The organism is Aureimonas psammosilenae (assembly GCF_009176975.1).
GTDB classification, from domain to species: domain Bacteria; phylum Pseudomonadota; class Alphaproteobacteria; order Rhizobiales; family Rhizobiaceae; genus Plantimonas; species Plantimonas psammosilenae.
On the sequence record NZ_WEZG01000009.1, the window covers coordinates 47827 to 72023 of the forward strand.

19 protein-coding genes and 1 pseudogene are annotated in these 24197 nt (G+C 59.4%); 13 read left to right on the top strand and 7 right to left on the bottom strand.

What is annotated here, in order from left to right:
• The first annotated feature begins 454 nt into the window (after positions 1–454).
• From F9929_RS15840 to dhaL, 5 genes are all read left to right on the top strand, one after another.
• Positions 455–1708: a PGN_0703 family putative restriction endonuclease gene (locus F9929_RS15840; protein ID WP_152047564.1), complete on the top strand. Its 1254-nt coding sequence runs from the start codon at positions 455–457 to the stop codon at positions 1706–1708.
• Between the two features lie 720 nt (positions 1709–2428).
• Positions 2429–3376, top strand: coding sequence for a substrate-binding domain-containing protein (locus F9929_RS15845; RefSeq protein WP_152047565.1), 948 nt, complete (start codon positions 2429–2431; stop codon positions 3374–3376).
• A gap of 83 nt (positions 3377–3459) precedes the next feature.
• Complete coding sequence (locus F9929_RS15850; protein WP_152047566.1) at positions 3460–4983, top strand: sugar ABC transporter ATP-binding protein; 1524 nt, start codon at positions 3460–3462, stop codon at positions 4981–4983.
• Positions 4973–5977 (top strand): ABC transporter permease, encoded by a 1005-nt coding sequence (locus F9929_RS15855; RefSeq protein WP_152047567.1) that lies wholly within the window; start codon positions 4973–4975, stop codon positions 5975–5977. The genes F9929_RS15850 and F9929_RS15855 overlap by 11 nt, the downstream gene beginning before the upstream one ends.
• Before the next feature lie 20 nt (positions 5978–5997).
• A complete protein-coding gene (dhaL, locus tag F9929_RS15860) occupies positions 5998–7776 on the top strand; it encodes a dihydroxyacetone kinase subunit DhaL (protein ID WP_152047568.1) in 1779 nt (592 codons plus the stop codon).
• A gap of 40 nt (positions 7777–7816) precedes the next feature.
• Here dhaL and F9929_RS15865 read toward each other — a convergent pair whose 3' ends face one another.
• Complete coding sequence (locus F9929_RS15865) at positions 7817–8773, bottom strand: sugar-binding transcriptional regulator (RefSeq protein ID WP_152047569.1); 957 nt, start codon at positions 8771–8773, stop codon at positions 7817–7819.
• A 352-nt stretch (positions 8774–9125) separates the two neighbouring features.
• Here F9929_RS15865 and F9929_RS24490 point away from each other — a divergent pair.
• Both F9929_RS24490 and F9929_RS15875 read left to right on the top strand, forming a co-directional pair.
• A pseudogene (locus F9929_RS24490) lies at positions 9126–9302 on the top strand (integrase core domain-containing protein); the annotation flags it as partial.
• Positions 9303–9440: 138 nt separating this feature from the next.
• Positions 9441–10166 (top strand): SDR family oxidoreductase, encoded by a 726-nt coding sequence (locus tag F9929_RS15875; protein WP_152047570.1) that lies wholly within the window; start codon positions 9441–9443, stop codon positions 10164–10166.
• A 21-nt stretch (positions 10167–10187) separates the two neighbouring features.
• Here the strand turns inward: F9929_RS15875 and F9929_RS15880 are convergent, their stop codons facing one another.
• Entirely contained in the window at positions 10188–10496 is a 309-nt protein-coding gene (locus tag F9929_RS15880) for a hypothetical protein (RefSeq protein ID WP_152047571.1), read from the bottom strand.
• Between the two features lie 584 nt (positions 10497–11080).
• Between F9929_RS15880 and F9929_RS15885 the strand changes: the two genes are divergently transcribed.
• Positions 11081–11659, top strand: a complete 579-nt coding sequence (locus tag F9929_RS15885) for a hypothetical protein (RefSeq protein ID WP_152047572.1) — start codon at positions 11081–11083, stop codon at positions 11657–11659.
• Positions 11660–12459: 800 nt separating this feature from the next.
• On the opposite strand, the gene F9929_RS15890 is transcribed toward F9929_RS15885, so the two are convergent.
• Positions 12460–12960, bottom strand: a complete 501-nt coding sequence (locus F9929_RS15890) for a hypothetical protein (protein ID WP_152047573.1) — start codon at positions 12958–12960, stop codon at positions 12460–12462.
• 295 nt (positions 12961–13255) lie between these two features.
• Here F9929_RS15890 and F9929_RS15895 point away from each other — a divergent pair, with 295 nt between their 5' ends.
• A complete protein-coding gene (locus tag F9929_RS15895) occupies positions 13256–14215 on the top strand; it encodes a DMT family transporter (RefSeq protein ID WP_210251353.1) in 960 nt (319 codons plus the stop codon).
• Between the two features lie 584 nt (positions 14216–14799).
• Positions 14800–15750, top strand: coding sequence for an ArdC family protein (locus F9929_RS15900; RefSeq protein ID WP_152047574.1), 951 nt, complete (start codon positions 14800–14802; stop codon positions 15748–15750).
• Positions 15751–16127: 377 nt separating this feature from the next.
• On the opposite strand, the gene F9929_RS15910 is transcribed toward F9929_RS15900, so the two are convergent.
• On the bottom strand, positions 16128–16751 hold the full coding sequence (locus tag F9929_RS15910; RefSeq protein ID WP_152047576.1) for a methyltransferase domain-containing protein: 624 nt from the start codon (positions 16749–16751) through the stop codon (positions 16128–16130).
• A gap of 691 nt (positions 16752–17442) precedes the next feature.
• Here F9929_RS15910 and F9929_RS24080 point away from each other — a divergent pair.
• Positions 17443–17595, top strand: coding sequence for a hypothetical protein (locus F9929_RS24080; RefSeq protein WP_193227796.1), 153 nt, complete (start codon positions 17443–17445; stop codon positions 17593–17595).
• Positions 17596–17725: 130 nt separating this feature from the next.
• Here F9929_RS24080 and F9929_RS15915 read toward each other — a convergent pair whose 3' ends face one another.
• On the bottom strand, positions 17726–17971 hold the full coding sequence (locus F9929_RS15915; protein WP_152047577.1) for a hypothetical protein: 246 nt from the start codon (positions 17969–17971) through the stop codon (positions 17726–17728).
• 421 nt (positions 17972–18392) lie between these two features.
• On the opposite strand from F9929_RS15915, the gene F9929_RS15920 reads away from it, so the two are divergent.
• Both F9929_RS15920 and F9929_RS15925 read left to right on the top strand, forming a co-directional pair.
• Positions 18393–19424 carry a mechanosensitive ion channel family protein gene (locus F9929_RS15920; RefSeq protein ID WP_235919353.1) on the top strand — a complete coding sequence of 344 codons (1032 nt, stop codon included), beginning with the start codon at positions 18393–18395 and terminating at the stop codon, positions 19422–19424.
• Positions 19425–19542: 118 nt separating this feature from the next.
• A complete protein-coding gene (locus F9929_RS15925; protein WP_152047579.1) occupies positions 19543–21318 on the top strand; it encodes an SLC13 family permease in 1776 nt (591 codons plus the stop codon).
• A gap of 205 nt (positions 21319–21523) precedes the next feature.
• On the opposite strand, the gene F9929_RS15930 is transcribed toward F9929_RS15925, so the two are convergent.
• Both F9929_RS15930 and F9929_RS15935 read right to left on the bottom strand, forming a co-directional pair.
• Positions 21524–23461, bottom strand: coding sequence for a putative bifunctional diguanylate cyclase/phosphodiesterase (locus F9929_RS15930; RefSeq protein WP_152047580.1), 1938 nt, complete (start codon positions 23459–23461; stop codon positions 21524–21526).
• Entirely contained in the window at positions 23458–23961 is a 504-nt protein-coding gene (locus F9929_RS15935; protein WP_152047581.1) for a molybdopterin-dependent oxidoreductase, read from the bottom strand. The genes F9929_RS15930 and F9929_RS15935 overlap by 4 nt, the downstream gene beginning before the upstream one ends.
• Positions 23962–24197: the final 236 nt, after the last annotated feature.

Consider the following 24197-nt stretch of genomic DNA (forward strand, 5'->3'; position numbering starts at 1 on the left):
CTCGCGTGATCACCCCTTCACGCTGGAGGCGTTGCCATTTGCCAGCAGACCCGAAACGGTATGGGTTCTGGCAATGCGCCAATGTTGAGAGGCTGCACAACGGACTACATAGCAGACCCCCCCTCGTTCTTCCGACGGCCCCCTCTGCCCCTGCCTCCCCTGGACCCCTGCCTTTCCCCCTCCGATGCCTGGCAACCGAGGCAGCCCCCTAACGCCTTTCTCTCCCTCCCTGCCGTTCTGAGGCATGCTGCTTCCTATTCCCACTCCCTTTCTTCCCGAGTCCGCTTCTCCGCCTGTTGTCGATTGCTTCCCTCGACGCGACAGGGCGGATCACTTCACAAAGCCTAAGCACTCGTAATTCGCGTTTTCGGATCCTTCTCGCAACTTCTCGCTCGCTTCCATGAATCCGTTGAGATCCCACGAAATCCGGGGTTTTCGAAACGGAGTTTCCTTCATGGCCATCGCCAATGCTTCCAATCTCCAATCCATGAACGAGCCAGAAATCGCAGTAGCGCCGATGAAGGGCACGGGCGAGTTCGGGCGCACCGACCGCAGCCATCGCCTCGATCAGCCTTTCCAACGTGATGGTGCGGAACGGCAGAGGCCCGGTGAGGACCTCGTCCGCTCAATTCTCGATCCTGCAAACCTCGCCTCTTTGCCTGCCATTCCGCTCGTGCCCGAAACCATTCTGAAGAAGCATCACTGCTTCGTCGCTACCGACGATCGATTCAAAGCCACTGCCCGAATGCTACAAAGCCTATGGAGGACTGATAGAGGCATGGCTGCGTGTTCGTACCGAGACGGCAACGGCCGTCATCGTAAGCTCGGATCCCGCATCAATGCCGCGGACGGCCGGGCCGGCGGCAACTTTCTCAATAGCAGGATCGCCCGTCTGGTTGCACGAGAATTGGTGTATTCTGAAGTCGGGGCGGTAATTGAACGCGGCCGTCTCTTCACTAACCTACTTTCTTCTCAGCCGCTTTGCTTCAATCTGTTTGGATCTCTCAAACTCGACCTATCGCTTGCCACAGCCGTCTTCGCTGAACTGCTCCCCGGGTTCATCGACGAGGTTTTGGATGTAAGGTTCGAAAGCAGCCCCGCGCGCGGTCATGCCGCCTTTTCTGGCGATGGAACCGCTTTCGACATTCTAGTTCTGGGTCGTACATCTGCCGGTAGAAGGGCATTCATTGCTGTAGAAGTCAAGTATACAGAGACCGCAAGAGAATCGCTTCCGCGTTTTACCGGCAGGAAGCGGTTCGATGAAATAGCGCGTACATCGAATCTATTTCTGGATCCCTCCGATCCGCAACTGTATGCCAATCCCGTTCAGCAGTTATTTCGTCAAAGCTGTTTGGCGGCGTCGATGTTGCAGAACGAAATATTCGATACGGGCTTCCATCTTCTCGTTGCACCCGGCGGGAATCAACTCGCTCTGAACGCAGGCGCTGCCTTCAAAGATCATTTGAGGGATCCCGACGCCGGCCCGCTGCCGTTCCGCACCATCACGTTGGAAAGGCTGATCGAGGCGATGGCTGCGGTCGGTGCGCCCGAACTCGCCCGTGCCCTTCATCGGCGCTACTGCGATTTCTGGCTCGTTCATGGTCAGCTCGAATTACACGAGCTAAGCGTGTTCGATAGCGATGACGCTTGCGCGCTGAACGCTACTGCAGATGTGGCTCCGGCCGGTAAAGATCCTCAGTTCGCCTGACAAAACACTTGGCGCTAGGCCGGCGTTCATCATGCCGGCCGGTCCATTTTTTAGCCAAAGATCGGTAGTTCAAGTTCGGCGGAACGGCCCCTTTCCTGGAGCGCTATCAATTAGATCTGCGGGTAAGCAAAAGGTTCGTATCTCATTGTATCGCAACGGATTTTTCTGCCGAATTCGCTCAATTGCCTTCAGCGCTTCCACAATTGTCGTGGGACAGCTGAGATAACAGTCGATCTCACATCCGCAGGGGATGCTGCGATGTACTGAGGGGGACCATCAGCGATCCAAAAGATTCAGCAGATTTGTCCCTGCCATTTCAAAGGCCTAGTGGCACGGATAGCACGATCATCTTCGCAACTCGTCACGGGCGGGGGTTCCACAGATAAGAGCTCCTTTTCGGGCTTCATGCGGCCTTCAAACAGTGGGTTCGTGCCCATTTAGATCTCTTGACTGTCTGAATGGCGGTAGCGGCAATCGGATACTCAGTTGGCCCGTTGCGATGCCTAGCGAATCCGTTCAACGCGCAGAGCCACGGCTCAAGCCTGTCATCTGTAACCTTTGCTTTAGGCTGATTGATTCGAGCAATCTCGCCGGACGCTCTGCATTCAAACTGTTGTAAAACAGAATTTACAAATGTAGCGTCAGCGCCACCTCGAAGCCGTGGGATGCGGAATCGGGAGCGGAGGGCGCGTTAACGCGCTGAGGAACGGGAGGCAATCGATGAAGAAACTCGCGCTCGCATTGGCCGGCGCTGCTGCGCTCATGCTGCCGCTGGCAGCCGGAGCTCAGGACGCGCCGGGCACCGCCAAAAAGGACAGCTACCGCTTCCTGATCGTGCCGAAGGTGGTCCACCCATGGTTCGATAAGGTGAACGAGGGCGCGCAGATGGCGGCGGCCGCGTTGAAGGCCCAGACCGGCGCTGATGTCGAGATCGTTTATTCCGCGCCCCAGACTGCCGACGTCGTTCAGCAGGTCCAGATCGTGGAAAGCGCGATTTCCACCCGTCCGGACGGCATCGCGATCGACCTTCTTGACCCAGCTGGCAACCGCGCTTCGCTTGAGGCGGCGCAGGGACAGGACATTCCGCTGGCGATCTTCGACTCCGTCGCGCCCGAGGGCATGAAGATTCCGACGATCGGCATGGACTTCTGCGAGCAGGCCAAGATCGCTTCGCGCCGCCTTGTCGAGATTCTCGGTGGCAAGGGCGAGGTCGCCATCATGATGGGCGTGCCCACTGCCCCCAACCATTCGATCCGCGCCCAGTGCCACCGCGACGTCTTCGCCGAACATCCAGGGATCAAGGTCGTGGCCGAGGGCATCGACAACGACAGCATCGAGACCGCCCAGCAGCAGGCCGCCGCGATCATGCAGGCCAATCCGAACCTCAAGGGCTGGGTCGCTTCCGACGCGGCGGGACCGATCGGCATTGGCCAAGCCATCGTGGAAGCCAACAAGCAGGACCAGGTCAAGCTAGTCGGCCTCGACAACCTGACCGAGATGCTGGATCTGATCCGCTCGGGCGTTGCCGACAGTTCCTCCGCTTCGCTGCCGGAAATGCAGGGCTACTGGTCCGTCATGCTGCTCTGGGCCCAGGTCACCGGTGCGCCTGTACCGGACTACATTGATACCGGCAGCGCCTTCCTGACCAAGGACAACGTAGGCGGCTGATCGATCAAGGGCGCGGGGAGGCGATACCGTCCGTCCCGCGTCCCGCTTCGCCGGTCGGGAGCCGGCGTCGAAGGGGAGAAACCATGGCCTATCTTGAGACGCGCGGACTCACGCGCGAGTTTCCGGGCGTCAAGGCGCTGTCGGGCGTCGACCTGTCGATCGAGCTCGGACGCTGCCATATCCTGGCCGGTGAGAATGGAGCCGGCAAGTCGACGTTGGTCAAGATCCTGACGGGGTCGGACCGGGCAACGGCGGGTTCGGTTGCGATCGACGGCAAGGATCCGCTCGAACACGGCGAACTGTTCCGTAAAATCGCGTACGTCCCGCAGGAGCTGTCGCTGTTTCCCGACATCAGCGTCGCGGAAAACCTCTTCATGCCTTTCGATCGCACGGGGCACGGCGGGTTGGTCAACAAGCGCCGCATGCGGGCCGAGGCACAGACCTATCTCGATCGCTTCGGCATCGAGGCGCGGCCGGGCGACCTCGTGCGGCATATCTCCGTGCCCGATCAGCAGCTTCTCCAGATCGCGCGTGCTTCGACCAACGCGCAGATGAAGGTCTTGATACTGGACGAGCCGACATCCGCACTCACCGCGCGGGAGGTGGAACGCGTCTTTAAGGTGATCCGAGGCTTCCTAGACCGCGACCACGCGATCGTCTTCATCTCGCACAAAATGGAAGAGGTCTTCGCCATCGGCGACGACTACACCGTCCTTCGCAACGGCGAAAAGGTAGAGGCGGGCCGCATTGCCGATATCGATGAACCGCGTCTGATCCGCGCCATGTCGGGGCGTGAGATCGCCATGGACGACCATTTCCGTCCCGACTGCCCCATCGGCGAGCCGATCATGGACGTTTCGCACCTGTCGGGGCAGATGTTCGAGGACGTCTCGTTCACTCTGCGGCGCGGCGAGATCCTTGGTTTTGCCGGCCTCGTAGGCGCCGGCCGCTCCGAACTGATGCAGACCGTCTTCGGCTTCCGGAAGGCACGTTCGGGATCGGTGCGCGTTGAAGGCAGAGCCTGGCGGTTGGGCGACACAGCCGCCTCCGTCGCCGGTGGGATGCTATACCTCTCGGAGGAGCGCAAGCACCACGGCATCTTCCCGCTTCTTTCCTTGCGCGATAACATCGGCATCTCCGTCCTGTCGCTGACCTCCGGCCCCGTTGGCATCGATTTTGCCAAGGAGCGCGGTCTCGTCGAGCGCATCATCGACGACTACGGCATTCGCACCGCCGGCATGGGCAAGCGCATCTCGCAGCTGTCCGGCGGCAACCAGCAGAAGGCGATCATTGGACGCGCTATGGCGACGACGCCCCGCATCCTGATCTTCGATGAGCCCACGAAGGGCATCGATATCCGCACCAAGGCGGAGATCTATCGGATCATGAAGACGCTCGCCGAAGAGGGCGTCGGAATTATCCTGATCTCCTCGGAGATGAACGAGTTGCGCCGATGCGCGAGCCGCATCGTCACCATGCATTCCGGCCGCGTCACAGGCGATTTCGATGCGGCAACGACCGATACCGAAACCCTCGTTGGCGCGATCTTCGCGACCGGCTCCGCAACGCACGGACAGACGCCCTTGGAGGCTCGCCATGTCAACTGAAGCTGCAACGGCCAAAGATGCGGGGGCCAAACCGGCTGGCCCGCTTTCGCTGCTGATCCGCAATCCGCTGGCCGGCGTCTTCGTCGCGCTATTCGCGATCTTCGTGATCTCCGCGCTGGTCTCGCCCTACTTCCTATCGGGCTACAACATGTCGGTGATCGCGCGCGGGCTCGCCTTCGTCGGGCTCATCACGATCGCGCAGTCCTCCTTGATGATCTTGGGCGAGCTCGACCTATCGCTAGGCGTAATCGGGGGACTGTGTGGAGTCGTATCCGGTATGCTGATGGTGAAGGCAGGGCTGCCGCCTGTGGCCGCCCTGCCGATGGCGCTTCTTCTCGGCATGGCGCTAGGCTTCCTCAACGGCCTTCTCGTGACCCGCCTTGGACTTCACTCCCTTGTGCTGACGATCGGCACGGCCGGCATCTACGGCGGCGCAATCCTGGTGCTCACAAAGGGTGTCGCCATTACCGGCATTCCGGCCAACATTCAGTTCCTCGGACGCGGTGACTGGCTGACGCTCCCCGTTCCCTTCGTGATTATGCTGGTGGTGCTTCTGCTTGCGCTGTTCCTTACGGTGAAGACGCCGATGGGGCGCTACATGTATGCGATCGGCAATAATCCTGCTGCGGCACGCATGCTTGGCATCCGCGTCGGTCGGATCCGCCTCCTGGTGTTTACGCTGGCCGGACTTCTTTCGGCGCTGGCGGGCCTCCTGATGGTAGCGCGTCTCGGCACCGCACAGCCTTCCATAGGCCAGACCTGGGTTCTGGCGCCGATCGCTGCGGCGGTAATCGGCGGGGTGGCAACGACGGGCGGCGTCGGCTCGCCGCTCGGTGCGATCTTCGGTGCCTGCATCATCGCCATCATCGAGAACATCATCGTCCTCTTCGGTGTCTCTCCGTACTGGCAGGGCGTCGTGTCCGGCGCGATCGTCGTTCTCGCGATCTCTTTCGACGCCCTTTCCCGCCGCTATTTCCGCCGCGACGCGGCCTGACCCTCTCGAAGGACCGTTTCGTGACGAAGACCAAGAAACTCATCAACGCTGCCGAAACGATCATCGACGAGATGATTGGGGGAATGGCCGCAGCCCACAGCGATCTCCTGCGCATCGAAGGGGGGACGCGCCGCGCCGTTGTCGCGGTGGACGGCCCACGCGACGGTAAGGTCGGCATCGTGGTTGGCGGCGGGTCGGGTCATGAGCCCGCCTTCGCCGGCTATGTGGGGCGCGGCCTCGCAGATGCGGCGGCGGTCGGTAACATCTTCGCCTCACCGTCGCCCGAGCATATTCTCGACGCCGCCCGGGCGGCCGACGGCGGGGCTGGTGTGGTGCTTCTCTACGGCAACTACACGGGTGACGTCCTGAACTTCACTATGGCTGCGGAGGAACTGGAGGCCTCGGGCGTACCGGTGCGTCAGGTGGCGGTGGCCGACGACGTCGCTTCTGCTCCGTTCGACAAACGCGCCGAGCGGCGCGGCATCGCGGGCGACTTCTTCGTCTTCAAGATCGCGGGCGCGGCCGCCGACCGAGGCGAGCCGATGGCGCGGGTCGAGGCGTTGGCACGCAAGGCCAACGACGCCACTCTCTCGATGGGGGTCGCGCTCGGCGCCTGCTCGCTGCCGCAGACCGGCAAGCTGAACTTCGAGATCGGCGACGACGAGATGGAAATCGGCATGGGTCTGCACGGCGAGCCGGGAGTGCGTCGCCAGACGCTTGCCTCAGCCGACGACGTGACCGACGAACTGATGGATACGATCCTCGCCGAAATGAGTCCGGGCGAGGGCTCGCACGTGGCGGTTCTTGTCAACGGGCTCGGCTCGACCTCCTATGTCGAACTCTACATCATCTTCAATCGCGTCAAACAGATCTTGGATGCGCGTGGCGTCTCGATCCATCGGTCCTGGGTGGGCGAATATGCAACCTCGCTCGAAATGGCGGGGGCCTCGATCACCCTCCTGCTGCTCGACGACGAACTGACCACCCTTCTCGACCACCCCTGCCGGACGGTTGCCCTGACGGTCGGCTCGGCGCCGACCGGTTCGACCGCGTCCGTGCGCAGCGCGCAGTCCGCCCGAAAGCATACCCCTGTCGCATCTGCTGCAAACGGCGCCGGTCCTCGCAGCCTTCGGCGCGAAGGTAAGGTGACGCCGGCGATCTTTCGCGAAATGATGCGTCGAGTGGGCGACGACATCATTGCGCAAAAAGACTGGCTGTCCGAACTCGACGGCGTGATCGGCGATGGCGACCATGGCATCACCATGGAGATCGGCTGGAAGGCGGTGCATGCTGCGCTCGCGGGCGATGGCGAGGACGACACGATCGAGGCGATCTGCAAGCGCATGGCCAAGGCGTTCCTTGATGCCGTCGGCGCCTCCTCGGGTCCTCTCTACGCCACCGCCTTCCTGCGGGCGGGCGCGGCGGTGGGCGACCGGCTGAACCTCGATGGAACGGGCATCGCGACCTGGCTCGCCGCCGCTCTTCAAGGCATTCAGGATCGTGGCCGCGCCGAGCCCGGCGATAAGACGATGATCGACGCATGGGTGCCAGCTGTGGCCGCGGCGCGCGAAAGCGCCGTTTCTGGCGGCTCGGAGCTGGCCGTACTGCGGGCAGCACGCGACGGGGCCGAAGCCGGCATGAAGGCCACTGCCAATCTCGAATCGCGACGAGGGCGCTCCGCCAAGCTCGGTGTTCGCTCGAAAGGCCATATAGATCCGGGCGCAGCCTCGACTTTCGTGATCCTGCGCGCCATGGCAGCCGCCATGCAGGAGACGGAAGAGGGTGTTCAAGCCGCTTGATCACTGGTGACTATGACGACCGCAAACGTTTGTAAAACGCTCAGCGCGGGCCCGCTAGAAGGGCCCGTGCTACGCTCTCGTTGGTGACTAGGCGATTGATGTAACCGCCTCGCAGGATGGCGCGGATGATCTGGATCTTGTCTGTTCCACCCGACACCAACACCGAATACGGCTTAAGCTTAAGCTTTTCCGGGCTCAACGCGATCACCGCCTCGTTGAGGAAGTGGTCGATCGGACGGCCCTCCATGTCGAGGAAGCATCCCATCAGCTCTCCGACGGCCCCGAGCCGCAGGATGTCGTCGAGATGGTCCTTCACGACACGGATGTGGGTCAGCGTCGTGTCTTCAGCGAGAGATCCGCAGGAAGTCATGGCGAAGTCAGCGATCTCGGTGCGGGCCAGTACGTCCGTCAGTTCGTCGTTCAGAAGCAGTGCCTCGCGGCTTTCTGCCGTGGCGCAGTAGATCGGGGCTGTGAGATAGTGGCATTCGACGCTGAGACGGCGTGCGAAACTCGTGGCGACCTCGAACGTGTTGGTTCCGGAGGATCGCGTGACGCCTCCGGTAAGGCCAACCACCCAAGATCTAGGGTGGGGCCTAGTTGGAATCGTCCGGGCCGCGAAGCTCAAAGTGCGCCCGCTCGCGATCCCGATTCCAAAATCCTGCCCCTCGATCAGCGCCGCGGTCATAACGCCGGCCGCCTCGCCGATAACGCGCTTCTGCTCGATGTAGTCGTCGAGGTCCGGCACCACCACGACGTCGATGAGGCCGTAGCGCTCCCCTACGCTGGCGGCGAGTGCGATACAATCGATCATCGGCAGCCGGACATCGACCTGCACCTGACCCTCGGCCTGGACTTGGCCGATGATCTTGTTAACCCGCAGCCGCGTGAGATGGAGGCGCGAGGCTATCTCCTGCTGGGTGAGTCCACCGATAAAATAGAGCCAAGCCACGCGGGCTCGCTCAAGGTCTTCAGTCAGTGCTTCGTATCCTGCGCGCATGGTACGTTGGATAACACAAGCCTCTTTCATCGGTTCTTGGCAAAGCGCTGACACTCAGTTGAAAAGCTTATAAATCAACATCGACACATGTAGAAGTTGACATGATCAGCGTTTCATGGGGTTCCGTGGGTGAACGCTGCGGGAATCAACGTGCCCAGGTTCACGTACCTCGTCCAAAGGATGCATAGTTCTGCAATGCGCTCTTCTCGGCCGTTCTAGAACTGATGAGCTCACCGCAGAACCTGCCGTCGTTGACCTTACTTGTCTGACGCTGATGGTTGTCAGATGAAACCAAAACGGTTGATGCCCAGCTTATGCGGAGGTCACTCATCATGGGAGGTACACATGTTGAGTCGCCGAGGCCGAGATCGTCATCGAAAGCTGGCGTCAGCACAACAACACACGCCGACCGCACTCCTCGTTCGGCTACAAGCCGCCGGCGCCAGCCATCATGCTGTGGCCGGCTGCGCCACCCCAACTCGCTCCGCCGGCCACATCAACCGTGGCTGCCAAGCCTGAAATGCATTAGATTTGAACCGGGTCACCTAATGGAAGCAGGCCACGGGGCGGCGCATGTTAGGCATGGGCAAAGCGTTCAGCGTTGGCTTAGCCGCCGACGCTTACCTATTCGACCGGAACGATCAGTCTGTCTAAGGAGGATGCGGGGATGGACTGGAGCGGCAGGAGCGTCTTCATCACGGGAGCAGGCAAGGGCATCGGACGGGCGACCGCGGAATACCTTGCGGGTCTGGGCGCGAGCGTTGTTGCGCTCAGCCGCTCGGCGGCCGACCTCGACGATCTTGCGACCCGGCACGCCTGCCGGACGCTGTGCGTCGACCTCGGGGACGCTGAGGCGGCACGCGCGGCCGTCCAGCAGGCTCTGCCGGTAGACTTCCTAGTCAACTGCGCCGGCATCACCGAGCTGCAACCGGCGCTAGAGACGAGTGTCGAGGCCTTCGATGCGGTGATGGCCGTGAACGTTCGAGCGCCGCTGATCCTGGCGCAAGAATACGCTCGTGACCGCATCGCGCGTGGCGGAGGCGGTGCGATCGTCAACGTATCCTCGATCGCCAGCTTCATCGGTTTCGCCGACCACGCCGCCTATTGTGCTTCGAAGGGCGCGCTGGACGGGCTGACACGCGTCATGGCGAACGAGTGGGGCCGCCACGGCATCCGCACTAACGGCGTTCACCCCGTGATCACGCTGACGCCGATGGCGGTGAAGGCGTGGAGCGATCCCGAGAAGTCCGAGCCAATGCTGCGGCGCGTGCCAATGGGCCGTTTCGTCGAGCCGATCGAAGTGGCGGGTGCCATCGCTTTCCTGCTGTCCGACGAAGCCGCGATGATCAACGGTATCGACATGCCGGTGGATGGCGGCTTCCTCGTCAACTGACGCCCTCCCGCTCAAAAGGAATTAACTCTCCAGGCACTTGTTTCGGGTGTTCCATCCCAGCATCTGGTGGATCGGATTGACGATGAACCGGTCTGGCTTCGAGGTCCAAATCTTGGCGATGTAATCGTAGGGCGTCAGGACACCGCGAGTTTGGAGCCGGCGGCTTGTGTTGTAGGCCGCCATGAAATCAGTGAGGTGCGTTCGTAGCCGATCATACCTTTCGTGGTAGAAGCGTTTGACGGTAGCTGTCTCGATGTTGCAGTTCATCCGCTCGACATAATCATCGGTCCAAGGATGGTTCGGCATTGGTAATGCGGTGCGCGATGCCATTTGCCTCGCAGATTATCTCGCGCCGCAGCTGCGGCGACCAGGCAGTGCCGCGGTTGCGCGGTAGGTCGGGGAACTGGAGGCTACTGTCGGTCAGGATCGTATGCACCCGGTAGGTTACGGCTTTCAGCAGATGCTCCAAGAACACCCGTGCCGCTTGTCGGTCTGTGACCTGCTTCCGAAAGTTCAGACAGTTTTAGTTGAAATTTTCCACTTGCGACTCCGAGATCGGGATTAGGAGGATTTTATGCAGAAATCCAAATTTACCGAAGCATAGATCGCGTTTGTTCTGAAGTAGACTGACGAAGGACCGGCAGTCGCAGAGGTCTGCCAAGCAGCAGTATCTGAAGGGATCTAAGCCGAAACAGCCGTAGGCGTCGTCCTGCCGACTACTTTTCTGGTTTGCAGTCCGGTGCCAGTCGTGCGTCCGAACTTCTTCCAATGAGGTGAGCTAAAAAAACTACATCACCGCATCGCTATACCATCAGAGCTTCTTAGAAAGAAGCATTCCGCAGTACGACGACGATATAGCGTTGCCCGCCGGAACATCGGCAGGGCGAACGCATAGTTTATCTCGGAGAAATCTGATGCCCGATCAATTTGGAATTACTGAATCGGCTGACGACGATACGGACTTCGCCACTCCCGAACATTTTACGATCGCCATTGTCACCGAGCCACCCGGTGCATTCGCGATCACTACCTGGAATGGTCTCCCCCTTTGCAGTCAAACGATCCCTTCGCTGAAGAAGCTTCGGCTTCTCGGGGAGGGTGGACTGTTGACCGGACATTTGCAGTCGATCCCGAATATCAGCGCCGTCACCAAGGTCTGCATCAATCTGCCGAACAACTACGATCCGGTCGCAGGCACGCCGAAGCTCAATACTCGTTCCGGCCTCGGAAGCTTTATTCATCTGCTGGAATGGCTGCAGGTTCCTATTGTTGTCGCTCACAATTCGATCTGGCGCCATCACGTTGATGAAGCCTACGGCGTTAGGTCATCTGTCGAACATCTTCAGCATATCATTCCTCCCTTTGTCGAAGAGGATCATCCGAACGAGCAGCGAGCTGAGGCGGTTTTGCTCGCGCTTACCGCGTGCAACAATCCCAACTGGGAAGGGCTGCAACCTAACGAACTGTCGCCCATCAAGAGGTTCCTGCTTTAGGAGCTGGATAAAGCATACAGAATATTGGTCGCCGGGCACAATTGTGTTCGGCGTCCTTATATCGACCACAGTCGATATTGACCCTGCTGTGATGCTTTGGTCTTCAACGACTAGATTTGTTCGGTTGGAGATCCTCAGTCGTATCCTTGCTTCGACGCCCAGACAAACCTTCGGCTCTGTTCGGCAGAGGAGAGGTTGCTTCATTACTGTTCATGTTTGCCAGCGATGACGGTCAGGATACATCGATCCGGATGACCGTATCAACACGACTGTATGCGCTTCATATCAGCCTCTCAACGCACCTGACGAAGGCAGCGATGGTGCTGCGTAGAATGCTATACTCGTCCAGAGTAGGTCCCATGATTGCTCGGTTCAGTGACGCCTGCGGTCCTGTATCGACGGAAGGGGAGTAAGCAATCGTTCCTCCTTCGTCTTATTCCCGAAGTCGAGCCTCACGCCGCAAGCAGGCACGCTCTTCAGCATTCGAGATCGAAGCGATGTGATCGTCGGAATCGGGATCATTCGTTTCCAGCTGATCAGACGTCGTAGCATTTCCTTTTTGTGATGTTGGGATGGGGTTCACGTCCAACATCAGCCGCTCCTTGCTGGTATCGTTTCGGTATCAGGGCGTTATGCGCCTTTGCTCTGGTACCTTCGGAAGAAGCGCAGTTTTCAAGCATTCCCAACGAACTTGAGGTGAGAACTAAGGCGCGGTTCTTGCCGCCTGTTTCCGAAGGCAGAGCAGGGGCTGGCGCCATTCAGCTAGCCCCTGTCCTGCAATCTATCGAAAGTGTCGCTCGCTACGCCTTTTCGCTCGAGCCCTCGACGCTCCCAAGCGGCATGGCCATTTCCACCGACTCGCTATCCAACGTCGTCGGAAGCTGCTTCGTGAAAGGCACGATGACAGGGATTCCGCCAACAGGAACCTCCATCCAGTTCTTGAGGCGCTTCCCAGCAGCCTTCTTGGGACGAAGCGCCGGCTTCGGAACCGGATGCAACAGAAGCTGCAGAGCCGCTCCCTCAGAACCCGCTTCCGGCACGTTAACCGATCGGATCACTTCGCGGACGAAATAGTTGTCGCGATCAAAATCGCACCACGTCAAGGCTCGGGCGCGCTCAACCGGAGACGTGAGCGCAGCAATCTCCTTCAAAGTCAAATTGAAGAGAAACGACGACGGAACGTCCTTCTTGAGCGGAACACTAGCCGAAGCATTAGTGGTCACGTTCTCAGCATCCTTAGCCGAACTCAAGAGCGACGTGTCAGGAGATGGGGATGCAGTAGATTTGGCAATGCGCGTCATAAAAGAATCTCCGCGATTATGCGCAGAGTGCCGTTTCCGACCTTCGTGGGCGGGACTATTGCCTCTGCCCTCATATATAGAGAATTTCGGCTCTAAATCGCACGAATTTTGAAAATAAATTTATTTTTTTGCGATAAACCGCCTCAACAGAAGCTGGTATGCTTGGCGTCGCGCCTTCCCTAATCCAAGCATATAGGCCATTAATATTTTAAGGCAAGGCGGGTTTTTGCCTTAGCGGCCGCTTTCCCGTTTTTCATCGCTGGACGCCGTAGCAAGGAATGTTTAGCCGACAGGGATGAGCCGAACTGCTGCCCTTCCGCCTGTCCTCATTTCTTCGGCCGATCGAGCGCTGCGCGGTATCGGCTTGATGCTCGCATTCTGCGTACTTGCTCCACTTATCGATGTCGCCTCGAAACTAGCTGTGCAAACGGTTTCCGTCGGCACGGTGACGCTAGCTCGCTTCGTCGTGCAAGCCGCGCTGATGGCTCTCGTCGTCATCGCCATGCGAATACCCACTAGAACCAGCGTTCGGATAGTCAAAATGACTATTCTCCGAGCGCTCGCTGCCATCGGTTCGACTTTCTGCTTCATCGCTGCTGTACGTGTGATGCCGATCGCGGACGCGCTGTCCATCGCCTTCGTGTCGCCCTTCATCCTTTTGTTGATGGCGCGCTTCATCCTTCACGAGCAGGTGGGGCCGCGCCGGCTCGCCGCTGCACTCGTCGGCTTCGTCGGCACCGTGCTGGTGATCCAGCCGTCGTTCAGTCGCTTTGGCGCTACTGCGCTCTACTCAGTCGGCAGTGCCTGCTGCTTCGCGTTCTATATGCTGGTGACGCGCCACCTCAGCCGCGCGCAGCACCCGGTTACAATGCAATTCCATACGGCGCTCGCCGCCAGTGCCTTTTGTCTGCCGCTTCTCGCCTTCGGCACCGTGGCGGACATTCAGCCGATCGCGTTCATGGTTCCGGAAGGCGTGGTCTGGCTGTCCTGCCTCGGCGTTGGGGTCGCGGCGACGGTCAGCCATCTCGCCATGACCTACGCTCTGTCCTTTGCGCCGTCCTCAACGCTCGCACCGCTGAATTACCTCGAGATCGTCACTTCGACGCTGTTCGGGTTCCTGTTCTTCGGCGATTTTCCTGTCGGCATGACCTGGACTGGAATTGCAATAATCGTGGCGTCCGGCCTCTACGTCATTCATCGCGAGCGCGTTGCGGCCCGTTCGGATCGCGTGTTGGTTGACGATCAAGAGCATTGAACTTCGTGATGCCGGGTTAGCAACGCCAATCGGCATAATAATCGTCAATCTTACATCAGCGGCGGACCTCACGATGTATCGCGAAACGGCAGCCTGCGATCCAAATGTTGCAGCAGGCTTGGTGCTGCCATTCCGAGCTACGCCTAGCTTACACAGCGCGACCTTCTTCGTAACCCAGCATGAGTGATGCCACCCCGACCTATAAACGCTCCCCCTTCCAGGCTTCATGCAGCTTTCGAACGGCTGGTTTGCGCGCTTTATTCAAGCGACTGGGAGATGCCTTTCAGGGGGAGTGCCGCCGAGTGGAAGGCCGGCTACCACCTCATCGATCTGAAGCTTCACTTCCTCCCTCCCGCTCCCCCTGCTGATCGGCCTCACCAGACGCTGTCGGACCCTTCGCTATTTCCCGCTCTGACCGAGAAGCCGTCAGACGCGACACCATCGTCTCGATGATGCCACGTCCCCGTCGAAGGCAGCGCGATCCGCCTCCACGCTGATTGCATCCCGCAACTTCTCCAACCAATCGCTGAAGCAGGATCCACGATCGCCGCCGCTCCTGGCCGGTCGCAAGGAGCCTCGCCGCTATGCCCGCCAACGTCTACGCCGCCGTCACCGCGACGATTTCAAAACAGCTGCAGACCGCCGATCCCGCTGCCTTCGTCTGTCCCTGGCATCGGAGTGGCAGCACCGGCCTGCCCACCAACGCTAATACCCAGCGTCCCTATCGCGGCATCAACATCCTTGCCCTCTGGTGCGCTGCCCGCGCCGCCGGCTTCGGCTCCGATCGCTGGGCGACCTATCGCCAATGGACCGCCCTTGGCGCTCAGGTTCGTCGCGGCGAGGCCGGCACACCTGTCTTGTTCTACCGCGAACTCACTTATGAATCCGACGCTTCATCGGGTGCGCCTCGCCAACTCCCTTCGCGTCAACAAGCACGTGGCGATGCCGAGTCCGCCACCGACCGGGCCGTGTCGCCCCGTGTCGCCCGCACATCCTTCGTATTCAACCAGGCGCAAGTCGATGGATTCGAGGAACCTGACATTGCGCTAGACACAGCCGCTGCATTCGATCCGATGCCGCGCTTCGCCGCTTTCGTCGCGGCGACTGGTGCGGAAATCGAAGTTGGTGGCGACCGTGCCGCCTATGTGCCCAATTCCGATCTCATTCGGCTGCCGCCGCGTGAGCGGTTTCATTCTCCCGGCGGCTACGCCGCCACACTTGCCCACGAACTCTGCCATTGGTCCGGCGCTCCGCACCGACTGGCGCGCGATCTGTCCACCCGCTTCGGTTCGCGAGCCTATGCTGCCGAAGAACTGGTCGCTGAACTCGGCAGCGCCTTCGTCCTCGCCAGTCTTCAACTTGCGACGACACCGCATCCAAATCACGCAGCCTACATAGCTGGCTGGTTGCCGCTCGTTCAAACCGATCCCTGCGCCTTGATCACGGCTGCCGCGCAGGCATCGCGTGCTGCTGACTATCTATTGGGGGCTCCGGCTTCGGCGTTATCTGAAACTGATGGTGGGGAGGGCGCTTGATGAGCTTGCCGACCCTTCGTCCATCCTTCGCCACTTGGAAGCAGACCTCGCGGCGCAAGCTCCGCCTTTGGGAGGGTATGGGCGCCTTCGGCGACCACCTTCTAGCCAGTATCGATCGACGGCCCGATGGCAGTTGGCAGGCGCGCTACGCTCTCGAAACGGATGAGCAGATCTTCGCCAAACGCGAAGACTCCATCCAATACCTCAGCCAACGGGCTGCAAAGGAGCACAGCGTCGAAGTTCGCACATCGACTCGCATCGTCTCTCCACGCGTTTCGTTGCAGCCAGTCCTAGCCTAACAGTGCAGGGCCGGTGTCTAGCTCAGGACATCGCATCAGCTGCTCGCGGCTTCACAGCGGGGCTGTGGAAAGCCTGGCCTACCGTCGCCCGACGACGGTTACTAGCGGATCGCCATTTCGGCCGTCAGACAACACGTTCATTTCGACTGCGGCGAAGCCAGCCCGCTCCAGATAAAGCCGCACAAGCGCAGCTTGACCATTCGCATCGAGCGCTTGCCAGACCGCGACCGCCTTCGTCGGAAAACAGCGGTTCGAAAAGCTAATGATGACAATGCCGCCAGGACGAAGGAGACGCCGCACGTCGCGAAACACGGTGATGGGCTGTTCGAGATACTGCACGCCGACGCAGCATAGGACGGCGTCGATGCTTTCATCGGTAAGCGGTAGGACGGGCTCCCGATTCAGGTCCTGGACGAACCAGCGGTTGAGGCGAGGATTGACGGCTAGTTCCTCGCCGTTCATGCCGTGGCCGATGACGTCCCGAAGTGCAAGGTCGTCAGGCAGGTGGCTGACCCAGCTCGACATAAGGTCAAGAACCGCTCCCTGTTCCGGCAACATACCTGCATAGAACCGCGTCAGGGCTGCGACCGCCGCTTCGTCAATGTGTGTCACAAGACGCGCCGCCCGATAGAACAGCGCATCATCGCTTCTATCCGCTTTTTGAAAAGCGCCGTCCGGAAATTCAGGAAGCCCATATTTCATTGCGGAAGAATGCTCCAAACAACTGCACCGTTGCAGGACTGTCGGTCGCACCTCAACGACTTCGGTCAATATGGAGCTAATTCCTACTGCGGGCCTATAGCTACCGGTCTGCTTCGGGTAAGGGGAAGGGGAGTTGCGTTTCTCCTATCCACCCAACTCGAATCGTACAAACTGCTACGGGCACTATCCGAAAACGGGCTTGTGCGTGGGTTCGCCAATGAAGATGCCCATTTGCCGACTTGCTGCTTCGTCTTTGCAAGCGTCAGCACGATCCGCTGTGTTGCCGGCCGCTTCAACACCACCTGCGCCGCTTCCATTTACTTGACCTCGCTTCATGTCTTACCTCCTCCAGTCGTAGCTGATCCTCTCAATCACCCTGCGCAAAACCAGCCGGTCAACCTCGTGAAGCGCTATATACGAGACGGGTAAGCGAGGAGTTCGTATCGCATTGCATTAAGAGGGCTTTTTCCGCTGATTTCGCTTAATTGCCATCAGCGCTTCCATAATTGTCATGGGCGAATGTGGCCCTGTCGATTTTCCCTGCGGACCTGATAAGATCGCCCTTCTGCTCCACCGCCCTGTCCGCGCCATTCCGATCGATGACGCGCTTTCCATCGCAATCGTGTCGCCCTTCATCCTCCTGCTGCTGGGGCGCTTGATCATGACGGAATAGATTTGACCACGAAGGCGGATGTCCGCCGCCTTCGTCGGTACGGCACTGTTGATCCAGCTGTCCCTCAGCTGTTTCGACGCCACCGCTTTTCTGCCAGCCGGCAGCAACTTCTGCTTCGCCTTCGATATGCTCGTGACGCTCAACTCATCCGCAGGGAAAGCAGCTGGTTGAACACTGTATCTAAGCGATAGGGGGATCTGCCTCGAGGTCCGCACCACCGCACGCAGCAACGTTCCGCGCTCGTTGTGTGCCCGCAGCTTCCCTGCGAGTTTCGAATGGTTTTTTTGGGTTGCTCCCGATCCTACCTTCTATCGCCATGACAGCCAGGACAAACTTCATAAAGTCCATCAACAGCACGGCGGACTAACTCTTCCGCGTAATCTCGGCTATGGGTCTTTCCAAGTTCCTCAATCACTTTCGATCGAGCATCAAGATCACCTGTATCTATCAAATAACCTTCATGATCTGTGCATTGACGAGCTGCGCCGTTTTCTTCGAACAACTTCTCAACCTCATGACGCTGTTCTTCTTCCCAGTAATTTTCCATACAATTTCCAACTCCCACTTGACCTCACTCGATGAGGACAGCCTCGCCTTTCGCAGCATTCACCGTCAGCCGCAATGGGCCGGAAGCAGAAGGTCCGCTTCGAGGGAAAAGGGGCTGAAAACTGCCGTTCTGGTGTCGCCTCTTCCGGCGACTATCATGCTCTAAAGGCATTCCGAACGGAGGAGCGCGTTCAATAACTAGCGGCAGCTGCAGTCCGAAGTGGATTGACGTACATCGGTAAAAGCTTACCTCCCTACATGGCGTTCGACACACCAGGCCTCGTTGAGGTGACGCGCACAGCTCGCGAATGGCCAGTGATGTGGCCAAGGAAGCACGGGCTCCATTTCGGATGCCGCCTATAGGCAGTAACGCATAATCAAGGCCATCCGAGCCGCTACGCATGTTCGAAGCCCACGCACAGATGACTGTCGCTCCTAACGATCCAGCAACGGTCGATGCTCTCGCCGCAACCGCACCTCAAACGGTCGAACAAGCGGTGCGTGTCGATCCGGCCTTCGTCCTGTCGAAGATCGAGACCTGGGTAGTCGGCTTTCAACGCCTCCTACCAAACATCCTCGTCGCCCTTGTCCTTTTTGCTCTGACTTTCGCTGTCGCCTGGGCGGTCGAACGCAGTTTCCGCTCTTGGGCGAACAAGCACGATCGGTCCAATCTCGGGGCGGTGCTCGGCTCGTTCGTGAAATGGATCATTCTCCTTGTTGGCGGCCTTCTCGCGCTCACCATCGTCATTCCGTCGCTGAACCCGGGCGACCTGATCGCCGGCCTCGGCATCGGATCCGTCGCGATCGGCTTCGCTTTCAAGGATATCCTTCAGAACTGGCTGGCGGGTCTCCTGATCCTCATCCAGCGCCCCTTCGGCGTCGGCGACCAGATCGTCGTCAACGGGTACGAGGGTACGGTGGAATGGATAGAAACCCGGGCAACTATCATCGCGATGTATGACGGACGCCGCGTCATTATCCCGAATGCCGACGTTTATTCGCACGCGGTAACCGTCAATACGGCACGTCCGACGCGACGCTCCCAATATGACGTCGGCATTGGCTACGGCGACGACATCGAAGGGGCACGATCCGCGATCCTGGACGCGCTTCGCACCGTCGAAGGTATCGAAGCCGATCCGAAACCCGAAGTGCTCGTCTGGGATTTGGGCAATTCCAGCGTGAACCTTCGCGTCCGCTGGTGGACGCAGTCGAAACGCACGAACGTGGTGCATGTGCAAGCCGCCGTGCTGCAGGCGGTCAAACAGGAACTGGACCGAGCGGGTATCGACATGCCGTTCCCGACGCAGGTCATGCTCTTCCATGACCAGACGGAGGAAACGGACGGTATGCGCGGCCAACAGCGCGAAGGTTGGCCCCGGCGTCGTTCAACTCCGGAATCGCCGGATACGGCCACCGGCCGAAATCGAAAGGCTTCGTCGTCCGGCCTTTGACCCGAAGGACGACAAGCCATGGCTATCGACCCTCTGCGGCATAGAGACCTCGTTGTTTGGAAGGCTGAACCTTTACCGGTCTTCCGCCTTCATGGGAGCCGCATTCCTGGGAACCGTAATGACGCTCCAACAAATTCTCGCCTTCGGTGTCATCGCCGCCATGATGGTCGCGTTCATCTGGGGACGGTATCGGTATGATCTCATCGCGGCGGGCGCGCTCGTTGTTTCGGTCGCCGTCGGCATCGTCGCGCCGGGCGACGCCTTTTCCGGCTTCTCCGACGACATCGTCATCATCGTGGCGAGCGCACTCGTCGTCAGCGCCGCGATCGCGCGCTCCGGCGTCATGGAATATGCACTCCAGCGCTTTGCGCCGAACGTCACACAGCCACGCGCCCAGCTTCTAATTCTGGTTGGCATCGTCACGGTTCTTTCGGCCGGCGTGAAAAACATCGGCGCTCTGGCGATCATGATGCCGATCGCCTTTCAGATGGCGCGCCGTTCCGGGGTCTCGGCCTCCATGTTCCTGATGCCCATGTCCTTCGGAGCGCTGCTCGGCGGCCTGATGACGCAGATCGGCACGTCGCCCAACATCGTCGTTTCGCGCGTGCGCGGCGAAATGACCGGCACACCCTTCACCATGTTCGACTTCACACCCGTCGGCGCGACGCTGGCCCTTGTCGGCGTTGGTTTCCTGGCTTTCTTCTACTGGCTCCTGCCGGAGCGAAAGCGCGAGGGCGCCTCGCTGGACGAGGCCATCCGCATCAAGAACTACACCTCCGAAGCGCGCGTCACGGCCGACACCGTCGCCGTCGCCTCGACGGTCTCGGCCCTCCAGGAACTCGCTGATCGCGAGGCGATGGTCACGGCGATCCTCGACGCCTCCGGCGGTCGCCGCATCCCGGCACCGGACGCAGTGCTTCGCGAAGGCGACATCCTTCTGATCGAAGGCGATCCCGATGGTCTCGATAAGATCATCGCGCAAGGCAGCCTCGGCCTGTCGGAGCGCCGGCAGCGCGAGTTCGAGAAGGTCGAGGAGAGCATCGGCACCGTGGAGGCGGTGATCGGCGAGGGCTCGACGCTCGTCGGCTTCTCGGCCCGCGACATCGAACTCTTCGATCGGCTGGGACTGAACCTTCTTGCCGTCAGCCGCAGAGGCCGGCGCTTCTCGGAACGCCTGTCCGACATTCGCTTCAAGTTCGGCGACGTGGTCGTGCTCCAGGGTGATCTTGCCCGGATGCCGGAGCGACTGGCGGAACTGGATTGCCTGCCGCTGGCCGGCCGCAATCTTCGGCTCGGCAATATCCGGCGTGGACTGATCCCCGTTCTGATCCTGCTTGCTGCGATGGCGGCCACCGCGACCGGCGCGGTTCCGGTCGCCTTTGCCTTCTTCGCCGCCGCCGTTCTCATGATCGTTACGCGCGCCCTGCCCTTGCGCGAACTCTACAACCATCTCGACGCGCCGATCCTCGTCATGCTGGCCGCCCTGATCCCTGTCAGCGAAAGCCTTCAGAAGACCGGGGCGACGGATGTGGTGGCCCATGGCCTGTCGCAGATCGCCAGCGTCCTGCCGGCTTACGGCGCGATCGGCCTGATCCTGGTCGCGGCGATGGCGGTGACGCCTTTTCTGAACAATGCCGCGACCGTGCTCGTGATGGCGCCGATCGCGGCGAGTTTTGCGACGGACCTTCAGTTTCGCCCGGACGCGTTCCTGATGGCGGTGGCCATTGGCGCCGGCTCCGACTTCCTGACCCCGATCGGTCACCAGTGCAACACCTTGGTGATGGGCCCTGGCGGGTATCGCTTCGGCGACTACTGGCGTCTCGGTCTGCCGCTATCCATCATCGTCGTCCTCATCAGCGTGCCGATGCTGATGCTTGTCTGGCCAGTTCGATAAACGCGCCTTCCCTGAATAAACGCCGCTGCTTAAGGCGATGACGAGAGCGGGCCGAAAGCAGACCGGCCGCTTCAAGGGTCGGGATAAAAGATAGCTGCCGTGCAACTGAGCAGAACCGACACAATCTGCAACCACGGCGCATCGATCAGTTTATACCGCTTGGCCGCCATCTTCTGCTCCGCGGCTCAACACGGAGACTCATGCATCAGCAATCGGCCTGCTCGGAAAACCTGACTGTCGGTCCGTCCTGAGGGGTCAAAGCTGTGGCGCTAACCGTAAGCGCGGTGCTTCTCACCATATCCGTTGCGATCTGCCCGGATAGAGGGCGATCGAACAGGTAGCCCTGGCCTAAATGACTGCCTGCGTCGCTTACGATCTGACGCTGCTCCAGCGTCTCAATTCCTTCAGCGACGATGGTAAGACCGAGCTGGTCGGCAAGAGTGCAGATCATCGAGATGATCGCTACGCTTTCCGTGTTTCCTGCATTTTCCCGCACAAAGGACTGGTCAATCTTGATCTTGTTGAAATGAAAGCGGCGAAGATAACTCAAGGAGGCATAGCCAGTACCGAAGTCATCAAGTGATATGCGACAGCCGAGCTCTTGCAAGCCATCCAATACACCCAAAACACTTTCATCGTTTCCGATCAGGGTGCTTTCGGTAATTTCAATCTCAAGCCGACCCTGGGATATGTCATAGCGTTCAAGGCACTCCGAAATGTATCGGGACAAGCCGCGATCCGTCAGTTGGCGTGCCGAAACGTTGACTGCAACGAAAATCTCATCGGGCCAACAGGCAGCCTGCCGACACGCCTCTTCGATAACCCAACGGCCTACCTCCTCGATCAGACCGCTTTCCTCAGCGATGGGTATGAATTCGGCAGGAGAAATAAGCCCAAGCTCGGAGTGTTGCCACCGAAGCAGAGCTTCGAACCCACGTGGTCGCCCGTCGCCGAGATCGACGATAGGTTGGTAGAGAAGAAAGAACTCCGCCCTTTCGATTGCTTGACGCATATCCTCCAACAACCTTTGGCGGCGAAGGAACGATAGCTTCATATTGGGTTCGAAAACCAGGAAGGTTCCACGGTCGGCAACCTTTGCTGCGTAAAGCGCGATATCAGCGTCATTGAATAGCGAGGCGCTATCCGGCTCACCCGCAACACACAAACCCTGCGTGACGGTAGGAACGATTTCACGACCGTTGATAAAGACGGGAACCCTGACAGAACTGGAAGCTCGCTCCGAGAATGCTAGGCTCTGCTCCTCCGCGTCCTTGCCAGCGAATAAAACCGCAAACTCGTCGCCTCCAATCCTTGCGAGAGCGTGGGCTCCTTCCGCCGCGTCCCGCAAACGAGAGGCTACGATGCAAAGAAGCTGGTCTCCCGCATCATGCCCAAGGCTGTCATTGATCGCTTTGAAATGGTCCACGTCTACAACGACGAGCGATCTCTTTTGATCGACCAGTCTTCCCAGATCTGCATTGAACGCTCGCCGATTGGCTAAACCGGTCAACGCGTCCGTTCGAACAACTTTATCCAGGAGCTTGTTTTGTCGAAGTACGACGACAACCAACGACGTTCCAACAACCAGCAGAGCGATCGTCAAGATGCGGATGCTTTCGAGAACACTCCCGAGATCTTGCTGGTTCTGAAGAACCTTATCGCCGCTTTCGGCATGCGCGCGAGAAGCAACACGCGAAAGTCTTGTCACGAACGGCTCGAGTCGTTGGATGGCCGTTCGTATCGCAACTGGATCGACGCCGTTTGTCATTAGCGGCTTGATGGAGTCGAGGGTCGATCGGAGTTGTTGAAAAAGCTCGGTACGATCGGCCTCATCCAACAACGTGTTGGGCTGAACGACGTTGATGCGGTTATGGAGGATGCTGCTTCGTAATTCGACCTTTTTCAAACCGCCTGCTTCAGCGCTTTCCGCAATCGCCATTTGCAAACGAAGCAACTCGACCGAAGCTTGAGAAAAGTCGAAAGCTTGGTTGTAGCGTGACGCAGCAATCATTTCCTGTTGATAGCGAGACGCCAGCAGCGAGCAAAGGACGGCCAAAACCGCAAGGACACTTGTCAGTGCGATCAGTCCTTTGCGGACAATCTTAGATCGGTCCGAAACTTCGCCGCTGGAGCGCACTTTCATTTGACGATTTCGATCTCGGTGAGCTGCCAAACGGATCGGCTATAATAAGTCTGATGCTGAAGCTCATTTCGGCTATCGAAGGGGAAGATCAGAAAAACCGGCCCTTTGTCTTCGACCGGCATTGTCTGACCGTTCTGCCGCGTCGCCAAAATAGCGTTGCCACCTGTGAGCTCGCTGACGTTGGCGTCGACGGAATAGTCATTCAACGCAATCAATCGGATATCCTGCGCTTTCACACCGAACGCGGCGAGGTAATCCTTCAGCGAAACGCCCGAGAACTTCACAACACCCTCGTGCCAGGGTGTTGTTGTTGAGAACGACGTCTGTGGAAGCGCATCGAGATCGGCGAGAGTGCTTCGGGCTTCACCATTGCGATCAGCTTTTCCGAAGGCACCCGTCAACGTGAGGATGGGGTCTTCTGCCCTCGCATCGGTCGCGGTTACGAAGATGGCGAAGCCGAGTGCTGTAGCTGTCGTGAGTAGATCGCGGCGGTTGATCATGTGGACCCCGTACGGATGGATGTCCGTACGTAGGCGGGGGCTATTAATTTAGATTATCTGGATCTGGCCCGGCTGAAACGGGCAGCCCTGATTTGCAAAAGCATGCATAATGCTCAGTGAATATGCCGATCAGATCCTACACTGGGCTTGTTCGAAAAAGATAGGGTTCCTGTATATCTGCGGGAAACAAAGGACCGAAAGCAGACAGGCCGCTTTTGGACGCATGGAACCTAAAA

Bases quoted from the DNA above. Each gene is read 5' to 3' on its own strand.
- F9929_RS15840 (WP_152047564.1), top strand. From the start codon at position 455: ATGGCCATCGCCAATGCTTCCAATCTCCAATCCATGAACGAGCCAGAA.
- F9929_RS15845 (WP_152047565.1), top strand. From the start codon at position 2,429: ATGAAGAAACTCGCGCTCGCATTGGCCGGCGCTGCTGCGCTCATGCTG.
- F9929_RS15850 (WP_152047566.1), top strand. From the start codon at position 3,460: ATGGCCTATCTTGAGACGCGCGGACTCACGCGCGAGTTTCCGGGCGTC.
- F9929_RS15855 (WP_152047567.1), top strand. From the start codon at position 4,973: ATGTCAACTGAAGCTGCAACGGCCAAAGATGCGGGGGCCAAACCGGCT.
- F9929_RS15865 (WP_152047569.1), bottom strand. From the start codon at position 8,773: ATGCGCGCAGGATACGAAGCACTGACTGAAGACCTTGAGCGAGCCCGC.
- F9929_RS15875 (WP_152047570.1), top strand. From the start codon at position 9,441: ATGGACTGGAGCGGCAGGAGCGTCTTCATCACGGGAGCAGGCAAGGGC.
- F9929_RS15880 (WP_152047571.1), bottom strand. From the start codon at position 10,496: ATGGCATCGCGCACCGCATTACCAATGCCGAACCATCCTTGGACCGAT.
- F9929_RS15885 (WP_152047572.1), top strand. From the start codon at position 11,081: ATGCCCGATCAATTTGGAATTACTGAATCGGCTGACGACGATACGGAC.
- F9929_RS15890 (WP_152047573.1), bottom strand. From the start codon at position 12,960: ATGACGCGCATTGCCAAATCTACTGCATCCCCATCTCCTGACACGTCG.
- F9929_RS15895 (WP_210251353.1), top strand. From the start codon at position 13,256: ATGAGCCGAACTGCTGCCCTTCCGCCTGTCCTCATTTCTTCGGCCGAT.
- F9929_RS15900 (WP_152047574.1), top strand. From the start codon at position 14,800: ATGCCCGCCAACGTCTACGCCGCCGTCACCGCGACGATTTCAAAACAG.
- F9929_RS15910 (WP_152047576.1), bottom strand. From the start codon at position 16,751: ATGAAATATGGGCTTCCTGAATTTCCGGACGGCGCTTTTCAAAAAGCG.
- F9929_RS24080 (WP_193227796.1), top strand. From the start codon at position 17,443: ATGTCCGCCGCCTTCGTCGGTACGGCACTGTTGATCCAGCTGTCCCTC.
- F9929_RS15915 (WP_152047577.1), bottom strand. From the start codon at position 17,971: ATGGAAAATTACTGGGAAGAAGAACAGCGTCATGAGGTTGAGAAGTTG.
- F9929_RS15920 (WP_235919353.1), top strand. From the start codon at position 18,393: ATGACTGTCGCTCCTAACGATCCAGCAACGGTCGATGCTCTCGCCGCA.
- F9929_RS15925 (WP_152047579.1), top strand. From the start codon at position 19,543: ATGACGCTCCAACAAATTCTCGCCTTCGGTGTCATCGCCGCCATGATG.
- F9929_RS15930 (WP_152047580.1), bottom strand. From the start codon at position 23,461: ATGAAAGTGCGCTCCAGCGGCGAAGTTTCGGACCGATCTAAGATTGTC.
- F9929_RS15935 (WP_152047581.1), bottom strand. From the start codon at position 23,961: ATGATCAACCGCCGCGATCTACTCACGACAGCTACAGCACTCGGCTTC.